Consider the following 18,083-nt stretch of genomic DNA (forward strand, 5'->3'; position numbering starts at 1 on the left):
ATTACGCGCCTTTCGACTCCATGAACGCGTTGCGCATTAAACGACGTTCGCGCAAACGATCGAGAATGTTTTTCGTGCTCAAATGGATGCGCTCGTCCAGAATAGCGGTCTTTACCGCATCATCGGTTGCCCGAACGATCTCGGACTGGCTTAAAAGCTTTGCGGCCCGAACGATTGACGCCCAGTTCGGTTCTTCAATCCGCATCTTGCCGAGATTGGCAGTGATGAGTTTCCGGATTTGCTGCGATGACGGGGCATCGAACTTCAGAACCTGATCGTATCGACGCAGCAACGCACGATCGAGCAGCTCAGGATGGTTTGTCGAACAAATGATGATGCTGTCAGTCGAATTGTTTTCTTCCATGAATTGCAAGAAGGAATTTAGCACGCGGCGCATTTCCGCAACGTCGTTGCTTGCGGTTCGTCGGCCACCGACCGCGTCGAACTCATCAAAGAGATATACGCCGCGACGTTTGCTTGTCTCGTCGAATATCAGGCGAAGCTTCGCTGCCGTCTCACCCATATAACGCGTGATCATCGATTCCAGACGGATGACGAAGAGAGGCAGGTGCAATTCGCCAGCCACGGCCTCGGCAGACATCGTCTTGCCCGAGCCGGGTGGCCCGACGAACAGAAGGCGGCGATTCGGAGTCCTACCATGCTCTCTCAACCAGTCCCGCTTGCGTTGCTGACGCAGCACGTCATCGACGCGGGCAAGCAAGCGATCATTCAGAACAACGTCTTTTAGACTAAAACGTGGTTGACGTAGCTCAAGCAAACCTTCCAGGTTGCCGCGCGGGGTGGCGAATGGGATCGCAACCGATTGGCCGCGCCCGCTCCGCGCGCGGGCCTTATCAATCTCCGAGCGCAGCTCATCAGCGATTTGGCGGTGGCCCTGACGCGCTTCCGAGGCCGCCACCTGCAACGCGATCGAATAGAACGCATCCTCGTCGCTTTCGGCGCGGCTGCGGATCATTGCGAGTATTTGCTTTGCATTGGACACGAGGCAACCTCAAACCATTCCCCGAATCCTACACTAACTCTGCTGCCGTCTCGAACGAAAAGTAATACTTTGCGCAGGATTCCAATACCTCAATATCATGGGCGGCCATGACCCACGCGCGATCGCGGGCCCTAGCCTTTGAACGGGCATGGGAGCGCTGTGGCGGTGGGCGCTCTTTCTGCGCGTCTCATCATCTAGCCGGCGCAGGCCGTGGTCAGAAATAGAAAACCCCGCCGGAGCGGGGTTTTCAGTAACCAGTGTGCTCAAAGCCGGCGAGCACGCTTTTGCCACGCAAGCGGCACATAACGTCTCACCATGTCATCGAATATTGAACCGCTTGCCCGAGCAATGGCCGAAAGAATTTGCCGCTCCCACGGGATGCGTGAATCTGAAATTCAGGACTGGGTGGATCGTCATTGGGAGGTCGCAGCCGCAATGCTGGAATCCGGCGCCATGGACGAAAGGGGCGAATGGCAGCCCGGACAAGATTGGCGACGCGGACTGGAAGCATACCGCGAGCGACTGGCGACGACGAAGCACAAGCCGAAATAGAAAAAAGCCGGAGCGGGTTAGCGCCAAAGTATCGTAAGCAGATGGCGCAAAGTTCTGGCCGTGACGACAAAAAGGACCCGCGGCCTATTTCTGCGACGAAAAGCCCGGAACAAAATTAAGCTGACCCAGGTTCTTTCCGCAACCACATGCAACCGGAGGAGGTTAGCAATGGACTGGAACCGCGTCGAAGGAAATTGGAAGCAGATCAAGGGCAAGGTGAAGGAGCAGTGGGGCAAGCTCACCGACGACGATCTCGATCAGATCGCTGGCAAGCGTGAGCAGCTCGAAGGTAAACTACAGGAGCGGTACGGCTACCAGAAAGACCAGACTAAAAAGCAAATCGATGACTGGTACGGCACTCAATCATGGCCCGACTAAATGAGTTTGCCCCGCTTCGGCGGGGCATTTTTTAATCCGCGCTCCGCAGCCGTTTCATTGTGAACTCGATCTCGCCGCTCGGAAGCTCGCGCCAGCTCTCGACTTCGGTCATGTAAGCCGCCGCCGGCCAGCGATTCAAGAACGCCCTCGCCGTCCGGCGCGCCTGGTCTCGCGGCTGAGTGAAGGTCTCTCGCGCATAGCCGTCATCGACATTTGCCTGTCGGCGCTGGGCCGCCATCCGATCAGCCAAGTGTCTTGGGGTCCGAGGCATCGCGAATACTCCACATGCGACGCGAAAAATGTAATGGTCAGCCGGGCGCATTGGGAGCCCTGCCTTGGGCGTGATTGGCTGGTTCAAGCGGCGTCGATCGCCGACCGCACAGGCCATGGCAGATTTTGCGCGTGTCGCGAAAACTCAGGATCTTCCGCTCAACTACGATAGCGAGCCCGAAAGATGGAACAGGATGGAGAACCTGCAATGAGTGATGAGCTGGTTCGATTGGTGGCTTTGGCCATCGCCCAGGCGGTCGTAGATCAAAAAGCCTCGGGGGCGACGTTCGATATAGAAAGCATGACGATAATTGATGCGGAGAGCAATCGCGGATGGGAAGTTCTGCCCGTCGCTAAGGCTGCCCTAAAAGTCATAGAACCTCCGGGCGGCGTACCGCAGTAGATTCGGGCAATGGACCTCCTGCTCCGTCCCGCAGTCATGCTGGCGAGGGACAAATGGTAAAAGCGGCTTTGAAGCTATGTGCCTGGCTCTGTATCATGGCATTGATGGCTGCATCGTGGACCCCGGGACAAGAAATGATCCGCACGGGTTTTAACCCTCGCATCGAGCATGTCTTTGCCTATCTCCTCGCGACAATTGCTGTTTCGCTCGCCTATCAGCGAGTGCGCTTCCTAAGTTTGGCGTGCGCGATGATCGCCTACGCCGCCCTCCTCGAAGTCGGACAGTTGTTGGTCCCGGGGCGACATGCAGGAGTGCTCGATTGGGTTGCCAGCTCGACAGGCGTCATTTGCGGGTGTGGTGGCGTGGTGCTCTGGCGATGGCGACGAGCCCAATAACAACCTGCGTCCGCCAGCCGGTAGCGCTCAGGAATCGCCTCGGCGGTTCAGTGCACAACGCCGCGCAGCGGAGTATGTTCGCTGCCGGGGCGTTGGCTAATACACACTGGACTCTGAAATACCCCAGCAATGATGAGGTCGCTCGAACCTGGTAAAAGGTTCAAGCGAGCTTTCGTATGCCGATTCAGTCTAGCGGTTGGCCAGAAGATCAATCTCTCCGGAGCGCTCAGCTAACGCTCCCTCTTGGAGCGCACCTGCCAGCAATCGCGCGCGGATCATCGCCGTTCATAAGTCGAATCGATGACGTAGTCCAGTTATCCGTTTGCCCCGAGCATCACGCTGGACACGGCAACAAGGCCCAATCCAATGACGATCGCGCGCCACAAACGCTGCTGGAGAGCGGTGCGCCGGTCGTGAAAAGCCAGCCAGTCACGTACAAATCCGGCGGGAACATCGAAGACAACCGTAGGCTCATCGCGATGATAGGTCTGGTATTCGCTGAACAACATTCTGACGTTCGGAACGCCCAATCGCTCAAGTTCGCAGTGCCACTGCCAAGCGCGCTCACCGTTAGTCCAGCGATTTTCAAACGGAATAATGTGTGGTTTCATGACGAGCCTCCATAGCTCACTCAAAACCTCACGTTCGTTAGTATACCCCGTTTCGCAAGGGGACGGGAGCTAATGCACGCGCGTTTGCCTAGGCGCGCTGGAACTACGCATAGTGGCTCGTCAGGCGTATGGCGGCACTTCAACGAGCGTACCTATTAGCCGAAGCAACGCTTGCTGCTCTGGACCGTTGCCGCTCCGAAGAAACTCTCCAAGTTCAATATGTGACAGTCGGCCACCAGATGGGGAGTTGGGCTGATGGATGATAAAGGCGTGCCCGTCCGTAGGCTCGCGGCCCAAGTACCAGGAATCGCCGTTCGGGCTTCGATATAGTTCGCGGCGTTCTGACATGACTGCTCCGGTCTTGGATAAGTATATCATAAGAGCGCATGCACAACCCGACGAAGCGCCTTTAACAGAGCGACGAGCCTACAAATGCCGAGACCGCCACCGGGTGATGCCTTGGGTGAGAACTTCTTTCTAGGTTTCGGTGGTGCGGCTCTAGTTATGATGGGTGAGGGTTCCCATATGGATACTATTGCCAGCACGCTTTTCACCGGCGCTGGCAACAGAGAGACGCTTCTGTGCTCCCGCCCACAAAGGGAGCCAGCCATGTATGCCACGGTCTATCCGATTCATCTTCAAAGAGGTTCGGAGCGCAGATGGGCAAATCGCGTCGCCCGTGAGATGCCCATCCGAAGATCGCGCCCCGAAGGGACTGATACCTGCGCTTGTGGGAATGCTGTAACAGCACCCGTGAGCTCGCAATATTCGTCCCAAGCGGTCACCAACGAATGGCACTGTTCTAAGTGCGATACCCGGTGGACGACCGAAGCATAAGTTCGGTGCGGCTAACGCATCAAATCCTCCCCTGATTCGGCTTTCTCGCCGCACCGTCGAATGATGAACGACGCATGCGGCGTTTGAGCTCGTTCGACCGCTCTTTCGTCGCCAGCCCCAACGCATCTATCGGTGATGAGAGTTGCGATCCCGTCGTTTGCAAACAAGGAGCCGTCATGCAGACCAGACCTCGTTCTCCAAAGAATGCAAAATCGCTTTATCAACGCCTCAATGATGAAGCTCAGCGCCTGCATAATGAGGCGCGCGATACTCGGCCGGGTATTAAACGAGAGCAATTGGTCAGAGAGGCGCGACAGGCCGAAACAGCGTCTCATATCGACGCGTGGCTGTCGTCCTCAAGCCTTCAGAGGCCGAAATGAAGGGCAGATGTCACGCCTAACAGCTAGGTCGTTTTCGGAGACCGGTTATGAAAGTTCTGTGATGTCTATCGATCAGGCCAGAAAGCTGTTTCTCTGTCATTCACTGGTTCAAATCGCCGCCCAACGGCGCAAGATTTCTTTTGAAATGGCAACGATGCAAAAAATAAGACGTGAGCTCAATGGGATTGCGCGGAGTGCGATGCTATCACGCGTCCGTGAGCACGTTGCGAGCTGCCATGCCGGCGAGGTTGGTACCTTAGTCGAGCGCAGCATGGTAAGTTCGGAATGACAGTTCCTTCAGGAGGACGAGCACTATGAGTAGCGTCAGAACAGGCTGGGTAATCGGCGGTGCGATCCTCGTGCTGCTGGTCAGCGCTTCCACCGTCTACACCGGGCGCGGAACACACTCATCACCAACCGCAGCGCAATCTCAGCCGCAGCCATGAGTTTAAGCTTAGATGCACTGCGACTGCGCAAATCGACGGTTGCCTCGCTGAGTATCTGACCAGCCTTGTGCGGAGTTCGCGACGTCGGCGAACCCCGCGAACTTGTCATGCATCACCCCGCCGATTTCGACGGGGTGCTTCAAGCGATCTCACTGGCGCGGCCAGTGCCACTTTCCGCCAGCAAAGGCGGGCGGCAAGAGCACACCGTTAAGCGGGTCCTCGTAACGAGGGGGTTTCGGTCGGGTTCGAGAAACCACCATCTCGCGCTTCTCCAACGTCGGCGTGATGATGACCTCTCGGCCATAGTAATTGTGAAGCTCAGTAGCACCCCGGACCGGTTCACCATCTGAGCCAATGGCCGCCCGCCGCACGTCCTCGCGCGGTGCTTCATACTGATACTTCGTTTCCTTCGTGTCGGGGGGACTACCCGGATAGCGGTAAACCCAGCATGGCACCTTCGCGCGCTGCTCCGTGCCTTCGGTGCCGGGAGTGGTGCGGTGAATGTCTACGTAGCTTCGCACCGGCTCGCAGACGTCGTTGGCGCGCAGCTGTGCGTTGATAGCCTCGCGTTCCCCGTCCATTGCCTTCAGCTTGGCGATGATTCCGCCGATCGCACTGGCGTGTTCGTCATAGGCGGCCAAGAGCTTCGCGGCTTCCTTTTCGTTCGTCTTGCGGCACGCTTCGGCAAGGGCGCGAAGCGCGGCGTCGGCGGTTGCTTTTGCGGCAGCTTCTTCCGCAGCGAGCACGACGGGGAGTTCTGACTGCAGATGTGCAATGCGCTGGTCGAACCGATCGATTGCGCGCTTGTTGGCGGCGACATCCGCCTCAGCCTTTACGTGCTCAGCGTCGTCCATCGTCGCGATGGCCGCAAGCTTGGGGCTGATCTCCGCCTGGAGGCGCTTGATTTCAGACTCGCTGTAATCGATTTCCGCCTTAATGGTTTCCGACGTAATGGCCGTCTTAGCGGGGAAGAATTTTTCGAGGAAACCCATAGTTTCTCTTCTTTCTGTCAGGTGTTGAGCGCGGCGAGTGCGCGATGATGGTTGTTGCGGGCCATGTATTCGGCGGCCGATAGTTCCAGCGTGTCAGGCGAGTGAAGCGCCTGGGCGGTGGTCAAGCGACGCAGGGTCGCGGCATATGCCTGAGATGCATCCCTGGCAGCGCGGATCGTGTTTTTCCGGGTCATGCGTTTAGTCCCGGCACGCCTGGAAAGCTTCGCTGGCTTTGAGCCAGGCTTGGAACGCGCTGGCCTCAACGTGCAGTGCGAATACGCGATTGTCGGCAAAACCGGCGCGTGCCAAGTTTCTCGCGTCCTCAAGAGATTGCCGCGCGGCAGCGAGCCGCGCCGTGGTCGTCGCGACCGACTGAAACAGAAGTTTCTGGTTTGCAGTCATGACCGGGATTCCCTTTGGAGTCAGCCGTGCGGCCGGCGTTGGCGCTGGCGCGGTGATGGGTTTTGGCTGAGACGGTCGCGCGATGATCGGCCGCGCGACGACAGATGCGCTGGCGTGCCGCTCCGCTTCGGCGGCACGCTGCTCAGCTTCGGCCGCGCGTCGTTCAGCTTGGTCTACCTCCTCGGCGCGACGTTCGGCGGCACGGTAGTTGGCTGCACGGCGGTTGGCTTCGGCTACGCGGCGCTCGGCGTCGGCCACGCGGCGCATGTGATCGGCTTCGGCGAGGGTCATTGTGCGCCCTCCGAAAACGTTCTGGCCGCGATCCAGGCGTTGAGGTCAGCGACATCGAAATAGCGGATGCCATCGAGGCTGACGTGACGCGGGCCACGGCCCGCTCGGACATATCCGGCGAACGTGCTTTCCGGGAGATCGAGGTATGCAGCGCTCTTCCGCTGACTGAGTTTTTTCGACATAGAGTTCGAGCCTTTCGAACCCGCCCCCGGTCGGTGGGGAAATCAAGACCACCGGCCGGGTTAGGTTCAAACGAGGAAAGTTGCTCTCGACTGGAGAAAAGCAACTCGCGCATTGTGCTCGATTGGATCGTTTCGACGAGTCTATTCGAGATACCCTTAAGCGGCGTTCTCGGACGATTGCTTGGCGTTGTCGTTTGCGGGAGCCTTGCGGCGAGAGCGGCGCTTTACATTGTGGTTTGCGGCGTGGCGTGCCGCGCGTTCAGCATCAAGCGTGGCAAGGATGCGCTCGCCCTCGACGGTTGATGCAAGCTGGAGCGCGGCGATCTGTACGGCAGCGCCCCAGACCTCGCCCAATTCAATCTTCGCGAGAGCGGCAACTTCGGCGGCCTTTGCCGCCACGGCCGGCGGGAGCATCTCGACGTGAGCGGGCACGGCGATGAAGTGCCAGCCAAGGGCGTTCAGCACCGCTTCGAGAGATTCCAAGCTAGGACGATTCTTCATCCTCCATTGCTTGACCGTTGGACGGCGAATCCAACTGGCGGCCTCAACCTCGTCATAGGTCCGCTGTTGGCGCGCCATTTCCGCGAAGACAAGCTTCACATGAGGACTGACGTGCTCCGGCATGGTTACCGTGCGTCGGTAGCCGGGCCGACGGTTCTTGTAACGGTGCAGCGGCCCGTCTTCGCGAGGATCATACGGGCGGTCGCGACGGCGCATTTTTAAAAACCTGCGTTGGTGAATCTGCGCGCAGGATCGCTTGATAGGCCATCGCTCTACAGCCCAAAGGAATATCCCTTCGAACGCACCGACCACCGCCGCCAAAGCTCAGATCGAGAACAACAACCCCCTTTTATTTTTTTGCACCTGCCACGATCTCGGGGTCGTCCGTCACCCGCTACCGCCCACGGCTCAGACAGTACCTTTTTACCGTTATGCATCGCAATATTGGAATAAAACGCTCTCAATCGCACGTTTGAAAGAATTACATTCAGATGCGTTTAGGTTGATGAAGGCTGCGCACGACCGATGATCCGGGACTGCCGATCATGGCTGCGGACAGGTTCGGTGGCTCTGCATTGCGCGCTCGGTTGGAAATCGAGCGATCAAGATCAGCCCGCTTTCAATGCTTTTCGATCCGCGCTGCTCTTGGTCTTGAACGGTTCAATGAGCATCGTCGTTCGAACGTTCTTTTGCTGCGCAGTTCATGCTTGCAACAATCGATACCGCCTTCACTTCGCCCTTGCGACAGGCCTCGATCAGATGCGTCTCAGATCATTTTAAAAGCTCGCTGATATGCTTTCCGGCTGGGTGCGTTCGGAGGTTGCGGATTCACCGACGTCGGACGTAGACGACGCCCCAGCCAAGCCCGAGCATCGCGGCCACCGAAGAGCCCAACAGCACACCGAGCTTTGCCGCGACCAGCAAGTTCTCATCGGCAAAGGCCAGCATGGCGATGAAGATGGACATGGTGAAGCCGATCCCGGCGAGCAGACCCACAAGCAGGACGCCGCCCCATGACACGCCTGGCGGGAGTCGGCACCAACCCAGCCGCACCATGAGCCATGTGACGGCGATGATGCCGAGCGGCTTACCTGCGACGAGGGCGATGCCGACTCCGATCATGACCAGTTGTGGACCTCCGGTGCCGAGGTCGGTTCCATCAAGAGTGATGCCGGCGTTTGCGAGCGCGAAGACCGGCATGATGCCATAAGCGACCCAGGGATGCAGCGCTGTCTGGACACGCACCACCGGCGGTAACATCTCCCTATTGGCGAGGCGCAACTGCCGCCGGGGGTAGGCCAGACGACGCGCGTCTTTCGCGGGTACCGCGTCATGGCCACGCAGTTCTGCGGCAATGCGGGACAATACGTCGATCGGCTGCTCGCGCATGGGAATGGAAATCACCGGCGTCATCAGGCCGAGGACCACTCCGGCCAAAGTCGGGTGAGCGCCGGTCACCAACAGGCCGATCCAAACAACCGCGCCCGGGATCACGTAAGCATAGGCTGAACCCACACCGATCCGTTGCAGGGCAACCACCATGATGATGCCAGCCCCCGCGATCGCAAAACCGCTCGGGTCCAGTCCGCCGGAATAGAAGAAAGCAATGATCAGAACCGCGATCACGTCGTCAATGATCGCCAGAGCCAGCAGGAACACCCGCACATTGGACGGGATCGAACGTCCCAGCAAAGCCAGCACGCCGATCGCGAATGCGATATCCGTAGCTGTGGGCACGGCCCAGCCGCGCGCGTGCGTCGGATCGCCGTTGAACACCAGATAGATTAGGGCCGGCGCGATCACTCCGCCGATCGCAGCGGCGATCGGGAGCACTGCCTGATCGAGTTTGCTCAGCGCCCCTTCATGAATCTCGCGCCGAATTTCCATCCCGACAACCAGGAAGAAGACCGTCATCAGCGCGTCGTTGACCCAGAAATGCAGGGACTGCGCATAGACGAAACTACCGAGCCCGATCGAGAGAGGCAGATGCCACAGGTCGTGATAGCTTTGGGCGAGAGGAGAGTTGGCCCAGAGCAGCGCTACAACCGCCGCCGCCAACAGCACAATGCCGCTGACAGCCTCGACATGCAGGAATTGATCAAGGGTCCTAAAGGCCCGTTCCGCCAGCCGCTGGGCTTTCGGCAGATCGTTAAATGAAGGGCTATCGTTCATGGGTCGCACGCGTCCCGCGTGGCGGCCCGACCATCGCTTGACCTGTCGCTACCCCAATGCAGCGAGCACCCGGGCATTGTTGTGACATCGCGATGGCGACAATTCAACTTTTGGAAAGAATAATCCGTCCGCTTGCGGCCGGCCTCACACCCCGACCAGCTTCGCGAACCCATGCCATAGAGAATGTCGACGGCTTGAGATCATGCTGGTGTTAGCGAGCGACCAATCACCACGAAGGGGTGAGGCTTGCCGTTCTGATTTGACTCGATCCGGAGTTTTTTCCAGAATCCGATCCCCCTATATACTCCACCCATCGAGATAGGGTGGAAACACACCTACCTGGAAAATACTGTAAAAACTCTCTCTTTGTATCGTAAGTACATGATTTACTTTTAGTTTTTGTCTCTGAGTTTTTACAAAAGCCGTCTGGAAAAAACTGGAAAAAACTCCGAAAGAACTCCTCCGGTGGCCTGCCCCTATGAGGTGGTCCGGTTTCAGTCTTAATGCATAATCGGCTTTTCGGCCATTGCTTGCGCTGCTGGCGGAAGCGATCCGGCTGGCTTTGAAGGCCAGGCGATGGCCTCTGGCGCCGGCGGTTTATATCCGAGCGATGAGTGTGGTCGCTCGGTGTTGTAGTAGCGCCGCCATGCCTCGATGATGACCTTGGCCTCGGCGAGGCTGTAGAAGATCTCACTGTTGAGCAGTTCGTCGCGAAGCTTCGAGTTGAAGCTCTCGCAGTAGCCGTTCTCCCAAGGGCTTCCGGGCTCGATGAACGCGGTCTTGGCGCCGACAGCTGCAATCCACTCTCGCACTGCCTTGGCGATGAACTCCGGCCCGTTATCAGAACGAACGTGGCCGGGCACGCCGCGTAGGATGAACAGGTCCGACAAGACGTCGATGACGTCGGTCGAGTTGAGCTTGCGATCAATCCGGATCGCCAGACATTCTCTGGTGAACTCGTCGATGATGTTGAGCATGCGGAACTTCCTGCCATTGTGGGTCCGGCCCTCGACGAAGTCATAGGACCAAACATGGTTTGGATGCTCGGGCCGAAGCCGGACGCACGATCCGTCATTCAGCCAGAGTCTGCCTCTCTTCGGTTGTTTCTGAGGAACCTTCAGCCCCTCCCGCCGCCAGATACGCTCGACACGCTTGGCATTCACCGTCCAACCCTCGGACCGCAGCATCGCCGTGATCCTGCGATAGCCATAGCGGCCGTAGCGTAAGGCCAGACTGATGATGTCGGTCGTCAATGCCTCTTCATCCGGTCGGCTTTGCGGCTTCTTGCGCTGGGTCGAGCGATGCTGGCCCAGAACCTTGCAGGCAAAGCGCTCCGAGACGGAGAACTTCACCATGACATGGTCGACGCAGCGGCGACGGCGGGAAGGGCTCAGAAGTTTCCCGAGGCAGCCTCTTTCAGGATCAGCTTCTCGAGCGTCAGGTCCGACACTGCCTTGCGCAGCCGGTCGTTCTCTTTCTCAAGCTCTTTCAAGCGCTTTACCTGATCGCCCTTCAGGCCACCAAACTCCTTGCGCCACCGGTAATACGTGAACTGCGTCACGCCGATCGAACGAACCGCTTCGCCAACCGATCTGCCTTGTGAAAGCAAAACATCGACCTGGCGCAGCTTCGCGACGATCTCTTCCGCCTTGTGCTTCTTCTGGGGCATTCCAATGTCCTCTCTAACGGCTAATAGCCTAATTCAGGGAGGACCACTTTTCAGGGGGCAGACCAATGAGCGCCCGCTGGTGCTCCTTGCTGCGGGCGGGGAATCACGCCGATTATGAGCATCCTGCTTTCCGGGGCTGGAGGCGTTCCCGAAGCGGGAAATCCTCGTTGTGCACGCGGTACTGAACGAGGACGTTCAGCCGTTCCGCAAGACGGTGAATGAGCTTGCGCGGCAACATGCCAACCTGCGTGCGTATTATCGCTATAGCGAGGGAGGCAGCCCTAGCGACAATGCGAGCGTTGGCTTCGTGACGGCGGAATATCTCGAAGGTCTGCTGTCATCGCGCGATGCGGACTATTACTTCTGCGGTCCGCAGCCGTTCATGGTTTCCATCTACCACGAACTGCTCAAGTGGGGCATTCCGGCTTCGCAGGTGCATTTCGAATTCTTCGGACCACGGCAGGAACTCGAACGGGCGGCCTAAGCGCGAGTTTGACGCATGTTGGGTTTCACTTCGCTCAAACGAGCGGGGTGAAGCTCATTGCGTTTGCTCTTCACCGCGATTTGTGTGCAGGTGCCGCGCAACGGGTAGGTGCCGGTCACGATCTGGGTTGTGGGCCTTGGCTTCATTCTCATCGGACTGGCTTGGAAGACTCTGGCGTCGCGCCTTTGGACAACATCGAATGAGAGTTCATGAAACAGTCCTGGTGGTTCTCTCTCGGCGAATCGACTTGGACGATCTTCGTCCGCCTCTCGCTCGCCGGTGTGTTTATAGACCGGCTACAAACCCCACTTCGGGCCATCGGCCGAAAGTTGGATCGCGATGGGATCACCGGCAATCCCGACTGACCGACAGCCGAGTCCGTTCCAGCGAAACAGATTCGCTTGCCCTACGAGGTCTCGGTTGGGAGGCCTCATCTCACCGCCGGATGTCGGGCGCGTCCGGCCAAGGCAGCAGCTCCAGCATCACTCATACCCACCGGTGAGCCCGAGGTGAGAGGGTTGAACTCAGGCGACAAGCCGCGCAGCCAGTACCACCAGCACTGCACCTATAACTGCCGTGACAATCCGGCTGGCAAGCGGGTTCCGGATGCCAAGTTCGATGCCCAGGCGATCTAACAGAAGCGTGCCTACGAATGAGCCGACAACTCCAGTGAGCGCGTATCGCAGCAGCCCACTACCGCCGACAATCCAGCTTGCCAGCCAGCCTGCGACGAGGCCGATGCCGAGCTGGGCGGCAAGGGCTTGCTTGTCGAGGGCGGCAAGTGCCTTGCGGTCAATGCTGATCCGGACAACCGAACGGAGACGCGGCGGCTCAGGTGAGCCTCCATCATTTGGACGCAGCTTGGTGCGGCCGCCGCTCGAAGGAGTAGTCATGGCGCAGTTACGGTGCCCGCTTTACGAAAACTCTTAAGATCGGCCCTGTGTCGGTATACCGAGCGCTTTGAGGGTAGCGCCTCTTAGGAGTTGCCGCTAGTCGTTTCCTCAAAGTGGCTCTTCTCTCTTTAAGCGGACACAGTCATCCGAACGGGAATGGCGAGTCCGATCGCGTAAGAGTGGGCCGCTGTCGAAAGTTGCACTTCGAATAGATGGCGTGACATGCCGGTGCCTGCCTTGAGGCGTTTGCTGTCATGTGCCTTGATCTGCAGCGACAATCGCACGCCTACCACCGTCAAGATTTACCGAAACGCCCCTGCGACGGATTTCTTCATATCGGCTAGATACCGACGGGCAAACTTGCTTATTCGGCGAATGGCCTTCCAGGCCTCAGTGTTTCTCAGCCACTTCTTGGCTTCTCGGAATTTAATGTACACCCAGGCAAAGGCGGAAATTTTCATCAGCTTGTCCCGGGTAAGGCGGAACAGGCGTTCGACCAAAATGAGCTTTACGAGCTCGCCGACGATCAATGTAACGACACTGCTCGTGATCCGACCGGTGGCAGCCAAATAGGCCGCCACCGGTTTGACTGGTTCCAGAATGATCACCGGTACCAGAAACAGCGCCAACGACGGGTAGGGACGTAACGATCTGATCCAGACGCACAATTGCCTCAGCACCACATGCTTCGCAAGCCAGTCCGATATCGGTTTGGCAATGGTTATAAAAGCCGCATCTGCCAAGAAATAGAGGGCGGCCAGTCCATAAATGATCGGTCGCAGGATTCGCTTCACTGCCATACTCCCAGCAAATGCAAACCCAGATGCTCCGAAAGGTTTCACGTGCCAGCGCGACATGCGGCTCCGGTATTCAGTAAACACCTGCCTTAGGGCCCAGGAGTGTACTCCCGGCAAGAGCGGCATCAGGTTTGTGCTGACGATCGAAGCGAGTTGCTCGCGGATTTTACTCGGAATGGTTCTGGACGATTTGGTGTTAGCTTTCCAGTCGGACGCGCAACTTTGACTCTCGACCAAAACGGAGGAGTTCGAATTGCAGCTCCTTGGAGGGTGCGATAGCGACTTGGCGAGCATCGTGGTCGTTCACTACGCAGGAGTTGCGGCAAAACTCACTTTCTTGCTTCGACGCACAAGTCTCGGCACCGATATCTCACTTGACAGGCGAGCGCGCGCCATGGTCTCCATTTTGCCAAGTGAATGGTGTTGATCAGGAGCTGAGTCGCGGCGCCCATGTTGCCCGACAGGGACCGCTGCATGCTTTTCCGGCGCGTGAAACCGCTCGATGCGATCCTTGCCACCGCCGAGAAGCGATCCCTGCACCGCACGCTCGGTGCCTTCCAACTCACGATGCTCGGTATAGGCGCGGTGATTGGCACGGGAATTTTCGTGCTGACATCTGAAGCCGCGCAGAAGGCCGGACCTGGAATGCTGCTCAGCTTCTGCGTCGCGGGCTTCGTGTGCGCGGTTGCAGCACTCTGCTATTCGGAGCTGGCCTCGATGGTCCCGGTCTCGGGATCGGCCTACACCTACACCTACGCGGTGATGGGCGAGCCGTTGGCCTGGATGGTAGGCTGGGGACTCATCCTCGAATATGCGGTGGGCGCGAGCGCGGTCGCGGTCGGCTGGTCTAATCATGCCGTTGGTCTGCTGCGGGGGCTGGGCATCGGTTTCCCATCGCTCATCAGCAATGCCGACGCGCTGATGGCGAAGGTGCAGCTCGCATTCGGCGCTGCGGCGACGCCCGACCTACTCAAGGCCATCCAGGTAGGCGGCTGGATCAATGTGCCCGCCATCATCGTGTCGATCTTAGTAACGTGGCTCCTGATCATCGGCACGACCGAGAGCGCGCGGGTGATCGTTTCGGCGAGCGCATTGTCGTAGCTGTCGCCGACGCTGCCGACGGAAGGCTCGATGCCCGCCTCAGCAAGGCGCTCGGTGTATCGAATACTGACGTATTGCGAACCCCTGTCGGAATGGTGCACCAGGCCACCACGTGCTGGTCGCCGTTCGTGAAGCGCTTGTTCCAGCGCGTCGAGCACGAAGCTTGCATACGCCGTTCGGGAGACGCGCCAGCCGACGATGCGACGAGCGTACCCCAGCCGCGCTCAGCCAAATGGGCCCGGACGCAATGCTTTTGGACGCCGGACCGAACCTGCGCCTGCAAGGCGAGGCCCTTGCGACGCAGCCCGGTGGTGCAAGTCGCATTGTAGGCGACGCCATTACTCAGCGAAATGAACTTGCCGGCGCTCGTATCCGAGACAGCGTTGATAGCGCGCTGGGCCCTTACCAGAATTTCCGGGACACACAGAACCAAGCCATCGCTTCGCGGCGGGCGACCGCCAATCAGGCTTATACGCAAGCTTTTGCCAGTGCCGGTCCGGTCGATGTCGCACCAGCTTTGGAATACATCGACAACATTGTCCCGCCTCAGCTCTCCAGGCGTGGCGCGCCAGATCCGAACAGCATCGAAACGGTTTTGAGTCATGCCCGCGACAAGCTCGCCGGGAACGCCGGACAGCGTGTGGATGCTCGTCAGTTACACGTCGTGAAGATGGACCTGGACGACGCCATTGAAGCGGCCGTTAGGGCGGGCCGGAGCAATCAGGCGAGGGTCTTGTCCGATGTGAGGTCCCGCGTGGTGGCAGGGCTGGATGAGGCAACCGGTGGTCTCTATCACGACGCTCGCTCGCAATTTCGATCCGACAGTGCGATTATCAACGCGCTCGACGATGGCCGGCAATTGTTCAACAAAGCCACACGCCCCGATGATGTACTGGCTCTCGTTCAGCAGATGCCGGCGGCGGAGCGTGACGCCTTCCGGATTAGCGCCCGTGATGCCATTGACGAAGTCATGGGCAAAACATTGACGCAGAAGGCAATTGATATGGCTCTTAACGGCGGCATGCCCGAGCCGCCGAGACAGCCGAGTTGGAAGAGCGCATCAGACGCCTTGAACAGGAGTGTCAGAATGACCCTAAAGGCTAGGTTGGAAAGCTGGAGGCCAGCAACAATGCAGGCGGCCTTCACGTCGTTTCGGGACGTGACGGACTCGACTTCAAGGCAGAACTTGAAAAGCTGGCAAAGAAACTCGGCAAGGCCCCAGCCGGCCTGATCATCTGTGTCCGACGTTTCACTGGAGAAGCAGCATGAAGACCGATCTGGTGAAGCGGTTGGAGGTGATGGAGCGGCGTCGGGCTACCAACGAGGATAACCGAGTTAGCGTCATGTTGGTGTTCGATGGCGACCCGAAACCCGTGCATCCGCCGCCCGGTGCGAAGGTCATACGCCTAGACTTCGCGCCATGAGTGATTCACTGCACCGCAGAGCGGGGGGAGTGCAAACATGAATGCTGCTGCCTTCACTCTTTTTTCTATCGGCTACGCCGCCGATAGCCTTAACTTTGCATTCATCCGACCATGAGAATCTAAGCTCAACCCGAGAGGGCCAGTATTCGTGCGTACAAAGCCCGCTGCCGGCTGGATCCCGGCAGCGGGTTTTTTGCGCTGAGCGCTTCAACGCACCGACACTGATCGACTTCATTTGACGCAGGATTACTGCCGCGTTGTGAAAGATGGGTATTCGTTCCTGCTTTCGACTCGTTCCGTTCCTTAAGAACAAATCAGGTCTGCAAAATCACGCCGGATAGTTGCTTAATAAGCGCAAAATTTTTGAGGCTGATCTGTCGATTAGTTCTCGGAACCCTTTCCCCGCCCCAGGCATTATCTGACCCGACGAGCAGTCTTAAAAAGTAGGATGATTGCAATGGATGAATGCAGAGAAGGTCAAATCGACCAGAAGCGCGCTAGCGATCTGTTCTTTTTTCTCGGCACCTTCGTAGGCTTCGCGGCTCTCGTTGGGTCCGGCTTCATTGTGGCAGCGGTGACAATCTAAAATCTAGCAGGCTGTTGAAAAAGGCCAGTCGCGGCCGAGCTGTGAGCATGATTCATTGGCTTTGAAGCGATTTGGATCTGATGGGTGCGCGGTGGTGACAATCTGACTGGCGAGTTGTTCAGCTACGTTGATCTGGAGGCGCGGGTTCGGCGCGATCACCCGCTTCGCGCCATCCGGGTAATTGTGAATGAAGCGCTTGTCGCTTTGGAGCGGGAGTTCGCGGCGCTGTATTCGCCACTCGGGCGGCCGTCGATCCCACCCGAGAAGTTGCTCAGGGCGATGCTGTTGCAGGCGTTCTACTCGATCCGCTCGGAGCGGTTGCCTATGGAGCGGCTGGAATACGACCTTCTGTTCCGCTGGTTCGTGGGCATCGGCGTCGACGATCCAGCCTGGGACCATTCGGTGTTCTCGAAGAACCGCGACCGGCTGCTTGAGGGCGACATCGCGGCCAAGTTCCTGAGTGCGGTGCTGGCCCAGCCCAAGGTGGAGAAGCTGCTGTCGAGCGATCACTTCTCGGTCGACGGCACGCTGATCGAGGCCTGGGCTTCGACGAAGAGCGTCAAACCGAAGGACGGCTCTGGCGAGCCGCCGGCCGGCGGCGTCGGGCGCAATGCCGAAGCCGACTTCCACGGCGAGAAGCGGACTAACGACACGCATGCTTCGACCACCGATCCGGACGCAAGGCTCTACAAGAAGGGCAAGGGCAAGGAGGCGAAGCTATGCTTCATGGGTCATGGGCTGATGGAGAACCGCCATGGCCTGTTGGTCGACGCCTGCCTGACGCTGGCCGGCGGACATGCCGAGCGGGTGGCGGCGTTGCACATGATCGAACCTCGCGCCGACCGGCCCCTGGCCATCACACTTGGCGCTGATAAGGCCTATGACACGGAGGACTTCGTCAACGAGTTGCGCGCGATGAAGGTGACGCCGCACGTGGCGCAGAACACAAGCGGCCGAAGCTCGGCGATCGACGGGCGCACGACGCGGCACCGCGGCTATGCCATCAGCCAGCGTCTCCGCAAGCGCATTGAGGAAGCGTTCGGCTGGATCAAGATGGTTGCCCGCCAGGACAAGACCCGCTTCCGTGGCCGCGACCGCGTCGGATGGGCCTTCACCTTCGCAGCCGCCGCTTACAATCTGGTGCGATTGCCGAAGCTCATGGCGGTGCCAGCATGACCGCGCCGTCTCACGGCCACGCCAAACTGCTCAACGGCTCAATCCAGATCGCATTCGCCTATCACAACGGCGATCAAGCCATCCCCAAAGCCAGACCGAACACTTCTTCAACAGCCTGCTAGCGGTCTTATCGAGTGC

26 protein-coding genes and 1 pseudogene are annotated in these 18,083 nt (G+C 58.6%); 14 read left to right on the top strand and 13 right to left on the bottom strand.

Annotated elements, in window-relative coordinates:
• Nucleotide 1 precedes the first annotated feature (1 nt).
• Nucleotides 2-1,003 carry an AAA family ATPase gene (locus ACZ5IL_RS03080; protein ID WP_464595113.1) on the bottom strand — a complete coding sequence of 334 codons (1,002 nt, stop codon included), beginning with the start codon at nucleotides 1,001-1,003 and terminating at the stop codon, nucleotides 2-4.
• Between the two features lie 378 nt (nucleotides 1,004-1,381).
• Here ACZ5IL_RS03080 and ACZ5IL_RS03085 point away from each other — a divergent pair, with 378 nt between their 5' ends.
• Entirely contained in the window at nucleotides 1,382-1,555 is a 174-nt protein-coding gene (locus tag ACZ5IL_RS03085; protein ID WP_464595114.1) for a hypothetical protein, read from the top strand.
• A 168-nt stretch (nucleotides 1,556-1,723) separates the two neighbouring features.
• Entirely contained in the window at nucleotides 1,724-1,933 is a 210-nt protein-coding gene (locus ACZ5IL_RS03090; RefSeq protein WP_464595116.1) for a CsbD family protein, read from the top strand.
• Nucleotides 1,934-1,964: 31 nt separating this feature from the next.
• On the opposite strand, the gene ACZ5IL_RS03095 is transcribed toward ACZ5IL_RS03090, so the two are convergent.
• On the bottom strand, nucleotides 1,965-2,204 hold the full coding sequence (locus ACZ5IL_RS03095; protein ID WP_464595117.1) for a hypothetical protein: 240 nt from the start codon (nucleotides 2,202-2,204) through the stop codon (nucleotides 1,965-1,967).
• A gap of 207 nt (nucleotides 2,205-2,411) precedes the next feature.
• Here ACZ5IL_RS03095 and ACZ5IL_RS03100 point away from each other — a divergent pair, with 207 nt between their 5' ends.
• Both ACZ5IL_RS03100 and ACZ5IL_RS03105 read left to right on the top strand, forming a co-directional pair.
• Complete coding sequence (locus ACZ5IL_RS03100) at nucleotides 2,412-2,606, top strand: hypothetical protein (protein WP_464595119.1); 195 nt, start codon at nucleotides 2,412-2,414, stop codon at nucleotides 2,604-2,606.
• Nucleotides 2,607-2,659: 53 nt separating this feature from the next.
• Entirely contained in the window at nucleotides 2,660-3,001 is a 342-nt protein-coding gene (locus ACZ5IL_RS03105; RefSeq protein WP_464595121.1) for a VanZ family protein, read from the top strand.
• Nucleotides 3,002-3,315: 314 nt separating this feature from the next.
• Here ACZ5IL_RS03105 and ACZ5IL_RS03110 read toward each other — a convergent pair whose 3' ends face one another.
• Nucleotides 3,316-3,612: a hypothetical protein gene (locus tag ACZ5IL_RS03110; RefSeq protein WP_464595123.1), complete on the bottom strand. Its 297-nt coding sequence runs from the start codon at nucleotides 3,610-3,612 to the stop codon at nucleotides 3,316-3,318.
• A 1,278-nt stretch (nucleotides 3,613-4,890) separates the two neighbouring features.
• Between ACZ5IL_RS03110 and ACZ5IL_RS03115 the strand changes: the two genes are divergently transcribed.
• Entirely contained in the window at nucleotides 4,891-5,118 is a 228-nt protein-coding gene (locus ACZ5IL_RS03115) for a hypothetical protein (protein WP_464595124.1), read from the top strand.
• Between the two features lie 25 nt (nucleotides 5,119-5,143).
• Nucleotides 5,144-5,275: a hypothetical protein gene (locus tag ACZ5IL_RS03120; RefSeq protein ID WP_464595126.1), complete on the top strand. Its 132-nt coding sequence runs from the start codon at nucleotides 5,144-5,146 to the stop codon at nucleotides 5,273-5,275.
• Nucleotides 5,276-5,424: 149 nt separating this feature from the next.
• On the opposite strand, the gene ACZ5IL_RS03125 is transcribed toward ACZ5IL_RS03120, so the two are convergent.
• The 7 genes from ACZ5IL_RS03125 to ACZ5IL_RS03155 all read right to left on the bottom strand — a co-directional run bounded on the left by ACZ5IL_RS03125 (nucleotide 5,425) and on the right by ACZ5IL_RS03155 (nucleotide 11,484).
• Nucleotides 5,425-6,267 carry a hypothetical protein gene (locus tag ACZ5IL_RS03125; RefSeq protein WP_464595127.1) on the bottom strand — a complete coding sequence of 281 codons (843 nt, stop codon included), beginning with the start codon at nucleotides 6,265-6,267 and terminating at the stop codon, nucleotides 5,425-5,427.
• A 17-nt stretch (nucleotides 6,268-6,284) separates the two neighbouring features.
• Nucleotides 6,285-6,461 carry a hypothetical protein gene (locus tag ACZ5IL_RS03130; protein ID WP_464595129.1) on the bottom strand — a complete coding sequence of 59 codons (177 nt, stop codon included), beginning with the start codon at nucleotides 6,459-6,461 and terminating at the stop codon, nucleotides 6,285-6,287.
• Between the two features lie 4 nt (nucleotides 6,462-6,465).
• Complete coding sequence (locus ACZ5IL_RS03135) at nucleotides 6,466-6,960, bottom strand: hypothetical protein (protein WP_464595130.1); 495 nt, start codon at nucleotides 6,958-6,960, stop codon at nucleotides 6,466-6,468.
• Nucleotides 6,957-7,142, bottom strand: coding sequence for a hypothetical protein (locus tag ACZ5IL_RS03140; RefSeq protein WP_464595132.1), 186 nt, complete (start codon nucleotides 7,140-7,142; stop codon nucleotides 6,957-6,959). The genes ACZ5IL_RS03135 and ACZ5IL_RS03140 overlap by 4 nt, the downstream gene beginning before the upstream one ends.
• Before the next feature lie 156 nt (nucleotides 7,143-7,298).
• Nucleotides 7,299-7,859 carry a hypothetical protein gene (locus tag ACZ5IL_RS03145; RefSeq protein ID WP_464595133.1) on the bottom strand — a complete coding sequence of 187 codons (561 nt, stop codon included), beginning with the start codon at nucleotides 7,857-7,859 and terminating at the stop codon, nucleotides 7,299-7,301.
• 612 nt (nucleotides 7,860-8,471) lie between these two features.
• Nucleotides 8,472-9,815 carry a Na+/H+ antiporter NhaA gene (gene nhaA, locus ACZ5IL_RS03150; RefSeq protein ID WP_464595134.1) on the bottom strand — a complete coding sequence of 448 codons (1,344 nt, stop codon included), beginning with the start codon at nucleotides 9,813-9,815 and terminating at the stop codon, nucleotides 8,472-8,474.
• A 500-nt stretch (nucleotides 9,816-10,315) separates the two neighbouring features.
• Nucleotides 10,316-11,484 (bottom strand): IS3 family transposase gene (locus ACZ5IL_RS03155; protein WP_464592339.1). Its coding sequence is split into 2 segments (ribosomal slippage): nucleotides 10,316-11,220 and nucleotides 11,220-11,484, totalling 1,170 coding nucleotides; the frame shifts between segments, so codons are not numbered across the junction.
• Nucleotides 11,485-11,653: 169 nt separating this feature from the next.
• Here ACZ5IL_RS03155 and ACZ5IL_RS03160 point away from each other — a divergent pair.
• Complete coding sequence (locus ACZ5IL_RS03160) at nucleotides 11,654-11,968, top strand: ferredoxin reductase domain-containing protein (protein ID WP_464595135.1); 315 nt, start codon at nucleotides 11,654-11,656, stop codon at nucleotides 11,966-11,968.
• A 209-nt stretch (nucleotides 11,969-12,177) separates the two neighbouring features.
• Complete coding sequence (locus ACZ5IL_RS03165; RefSeq protein ID WP_464595136.1) at nucleotides 12,178-12,333, top strand: hypothetical protein; 156 nt, start codon at nucleotides 12,178-12,180, stop codon at nucleotides 12,331-12,333.
• 159 nt (nucleotides 12,334-12,492) lie between these two features.
• Here the strand turns inward: ACZ5IL_RS03165 and ACZ5IL_RS03170 are convergent, their stop codons facing one another.
• Nucleotides 12,493-12,861: a GlsB/YeaQ/YmgE family stress response membrane protein gene (locus ACZ5IL_RS03170; RefSeq protein WP_464595137.1), complete on the bottom strand. Its 369-nt coding sequence runs from the start codon at nucleotides 12,859-12,861 to the stop codon at nucleotides 12,493-12,495.
• Between the two features lie 302 nt (nucleotides 12,862-13,163).
• A complete protein-coding gene (locus ACZ5IL_RS03175) occupies nucleotides 13,164-13,655 on the bottom strand; it encodes a hypothetical protein (protein ID WP_464595138.1) in 492 nt (163 codons plus the stop codon).
• Between the two features lie 570 nt (nucleotides 13,656-14,225).
• Between ACZ5IL_RS03175 and ACZ5IL_RS03180 the strand changes: the two genes are divergently transcribed.
• Nucleotides 14,226-14,759 carry an amino acid permease gene (locus ACZ5IL_RS03180; RefSeq protein WP_464596793.1) on the top strand — a complete coding sequence of 178 codons (534 nt, stop codon included), beginning with the start codon at nucleotides 14,226-14,228 and terminating at the stop codon, nucleotides 14,757-14,759.
• Here ACZ5IL_RS03180 and ACZ5IL_RS03185 read toward each other — a convergent pair.
• Nucleotides 14,732-14,971: pseudogene (locus ACZ5IL_RS03185) on the bottom strand (DDE-type integrase/transposase/recombinase); the annotation flags it as partial. The gene ACZ5IL_RS03180 and the pseudogene ACZ5IL_RS03185 sit on opposite strands and share 28 nt — an antisense overlap.
• A 35-nt stretch (nucleotides 14,972-15,006) precedes the next feature.
• Here ACZ5IL_RS03185 and ACZ5IL_RS03190 point away from each other — a divergent pair.
• From ACZ5IL_RS03190 to ACZ5IL_RS03210, 5 genes are all read left to right on the top strand, one after another.
• Entirely contained in the window at nucleotides 15,007-15,990 is a 984-nt protein-coding gene (locus ACZ5IL_RS03190; protein ID WP_464595139.1) for a hypothetical protein, read from the top strand.
• Between the two features lie 34 nt (nucleotides 15,991-16,024).
• Entirely contained in the window at nucleotides 16,025-16,183 is a 159-nt protein-coding gene (locus ACZ5IL_RS03195) for a hypothetical protein (protein ID WP_464595140.1), read from the top strand.
• A 457-nt stretch (nucleotides 16,184-16,640) separates the two neighbouring features.
• Nucleotides 16,641-16,769: a hypothetical protein gene (locus ACZ5IL_RS03200; protein ID WP_464595141.1), complete on the top strand. Its 129-nt coding sequence runs from the start codon at nucleotides 16,641-16,643 to the stop codon at nucleotides 16,767-16,769.
• An 84-nt stretch (nucleotides 16,770-16,853) separates the two neighbouring features.
• Nucleotides 16,854-17,945: an IS5 family transposase gene (locus tag ACZ5IL_RS03205; RefSeq protein ID WP_464592499.1), complete on the top strand. Its 1,092-nt coding sequence runs from the start codon at nucleotides 16,854-16,856 to the stop codon at nucleotides 17,943-17,945.
• Entirely contained in the window at nucleotides 17,942-18,067 is a 126-nt protein-coding gene (locus ACZ5IL_RS03210) for a hypothetical protein (RefSeq protein WP_464595142.1), read from the top strand. Before ACZ5IL_RS03205 ends, ACZ5IL_RS03210 begins: the two co-directional genes overlap by 4 nt.
• Nucleotides 18,068-18,083 lie beyond the last annotated feature (16 nt).

It is taken from the genome of Nitrobacter sp. CN101 (assembly GCF_055390255.1).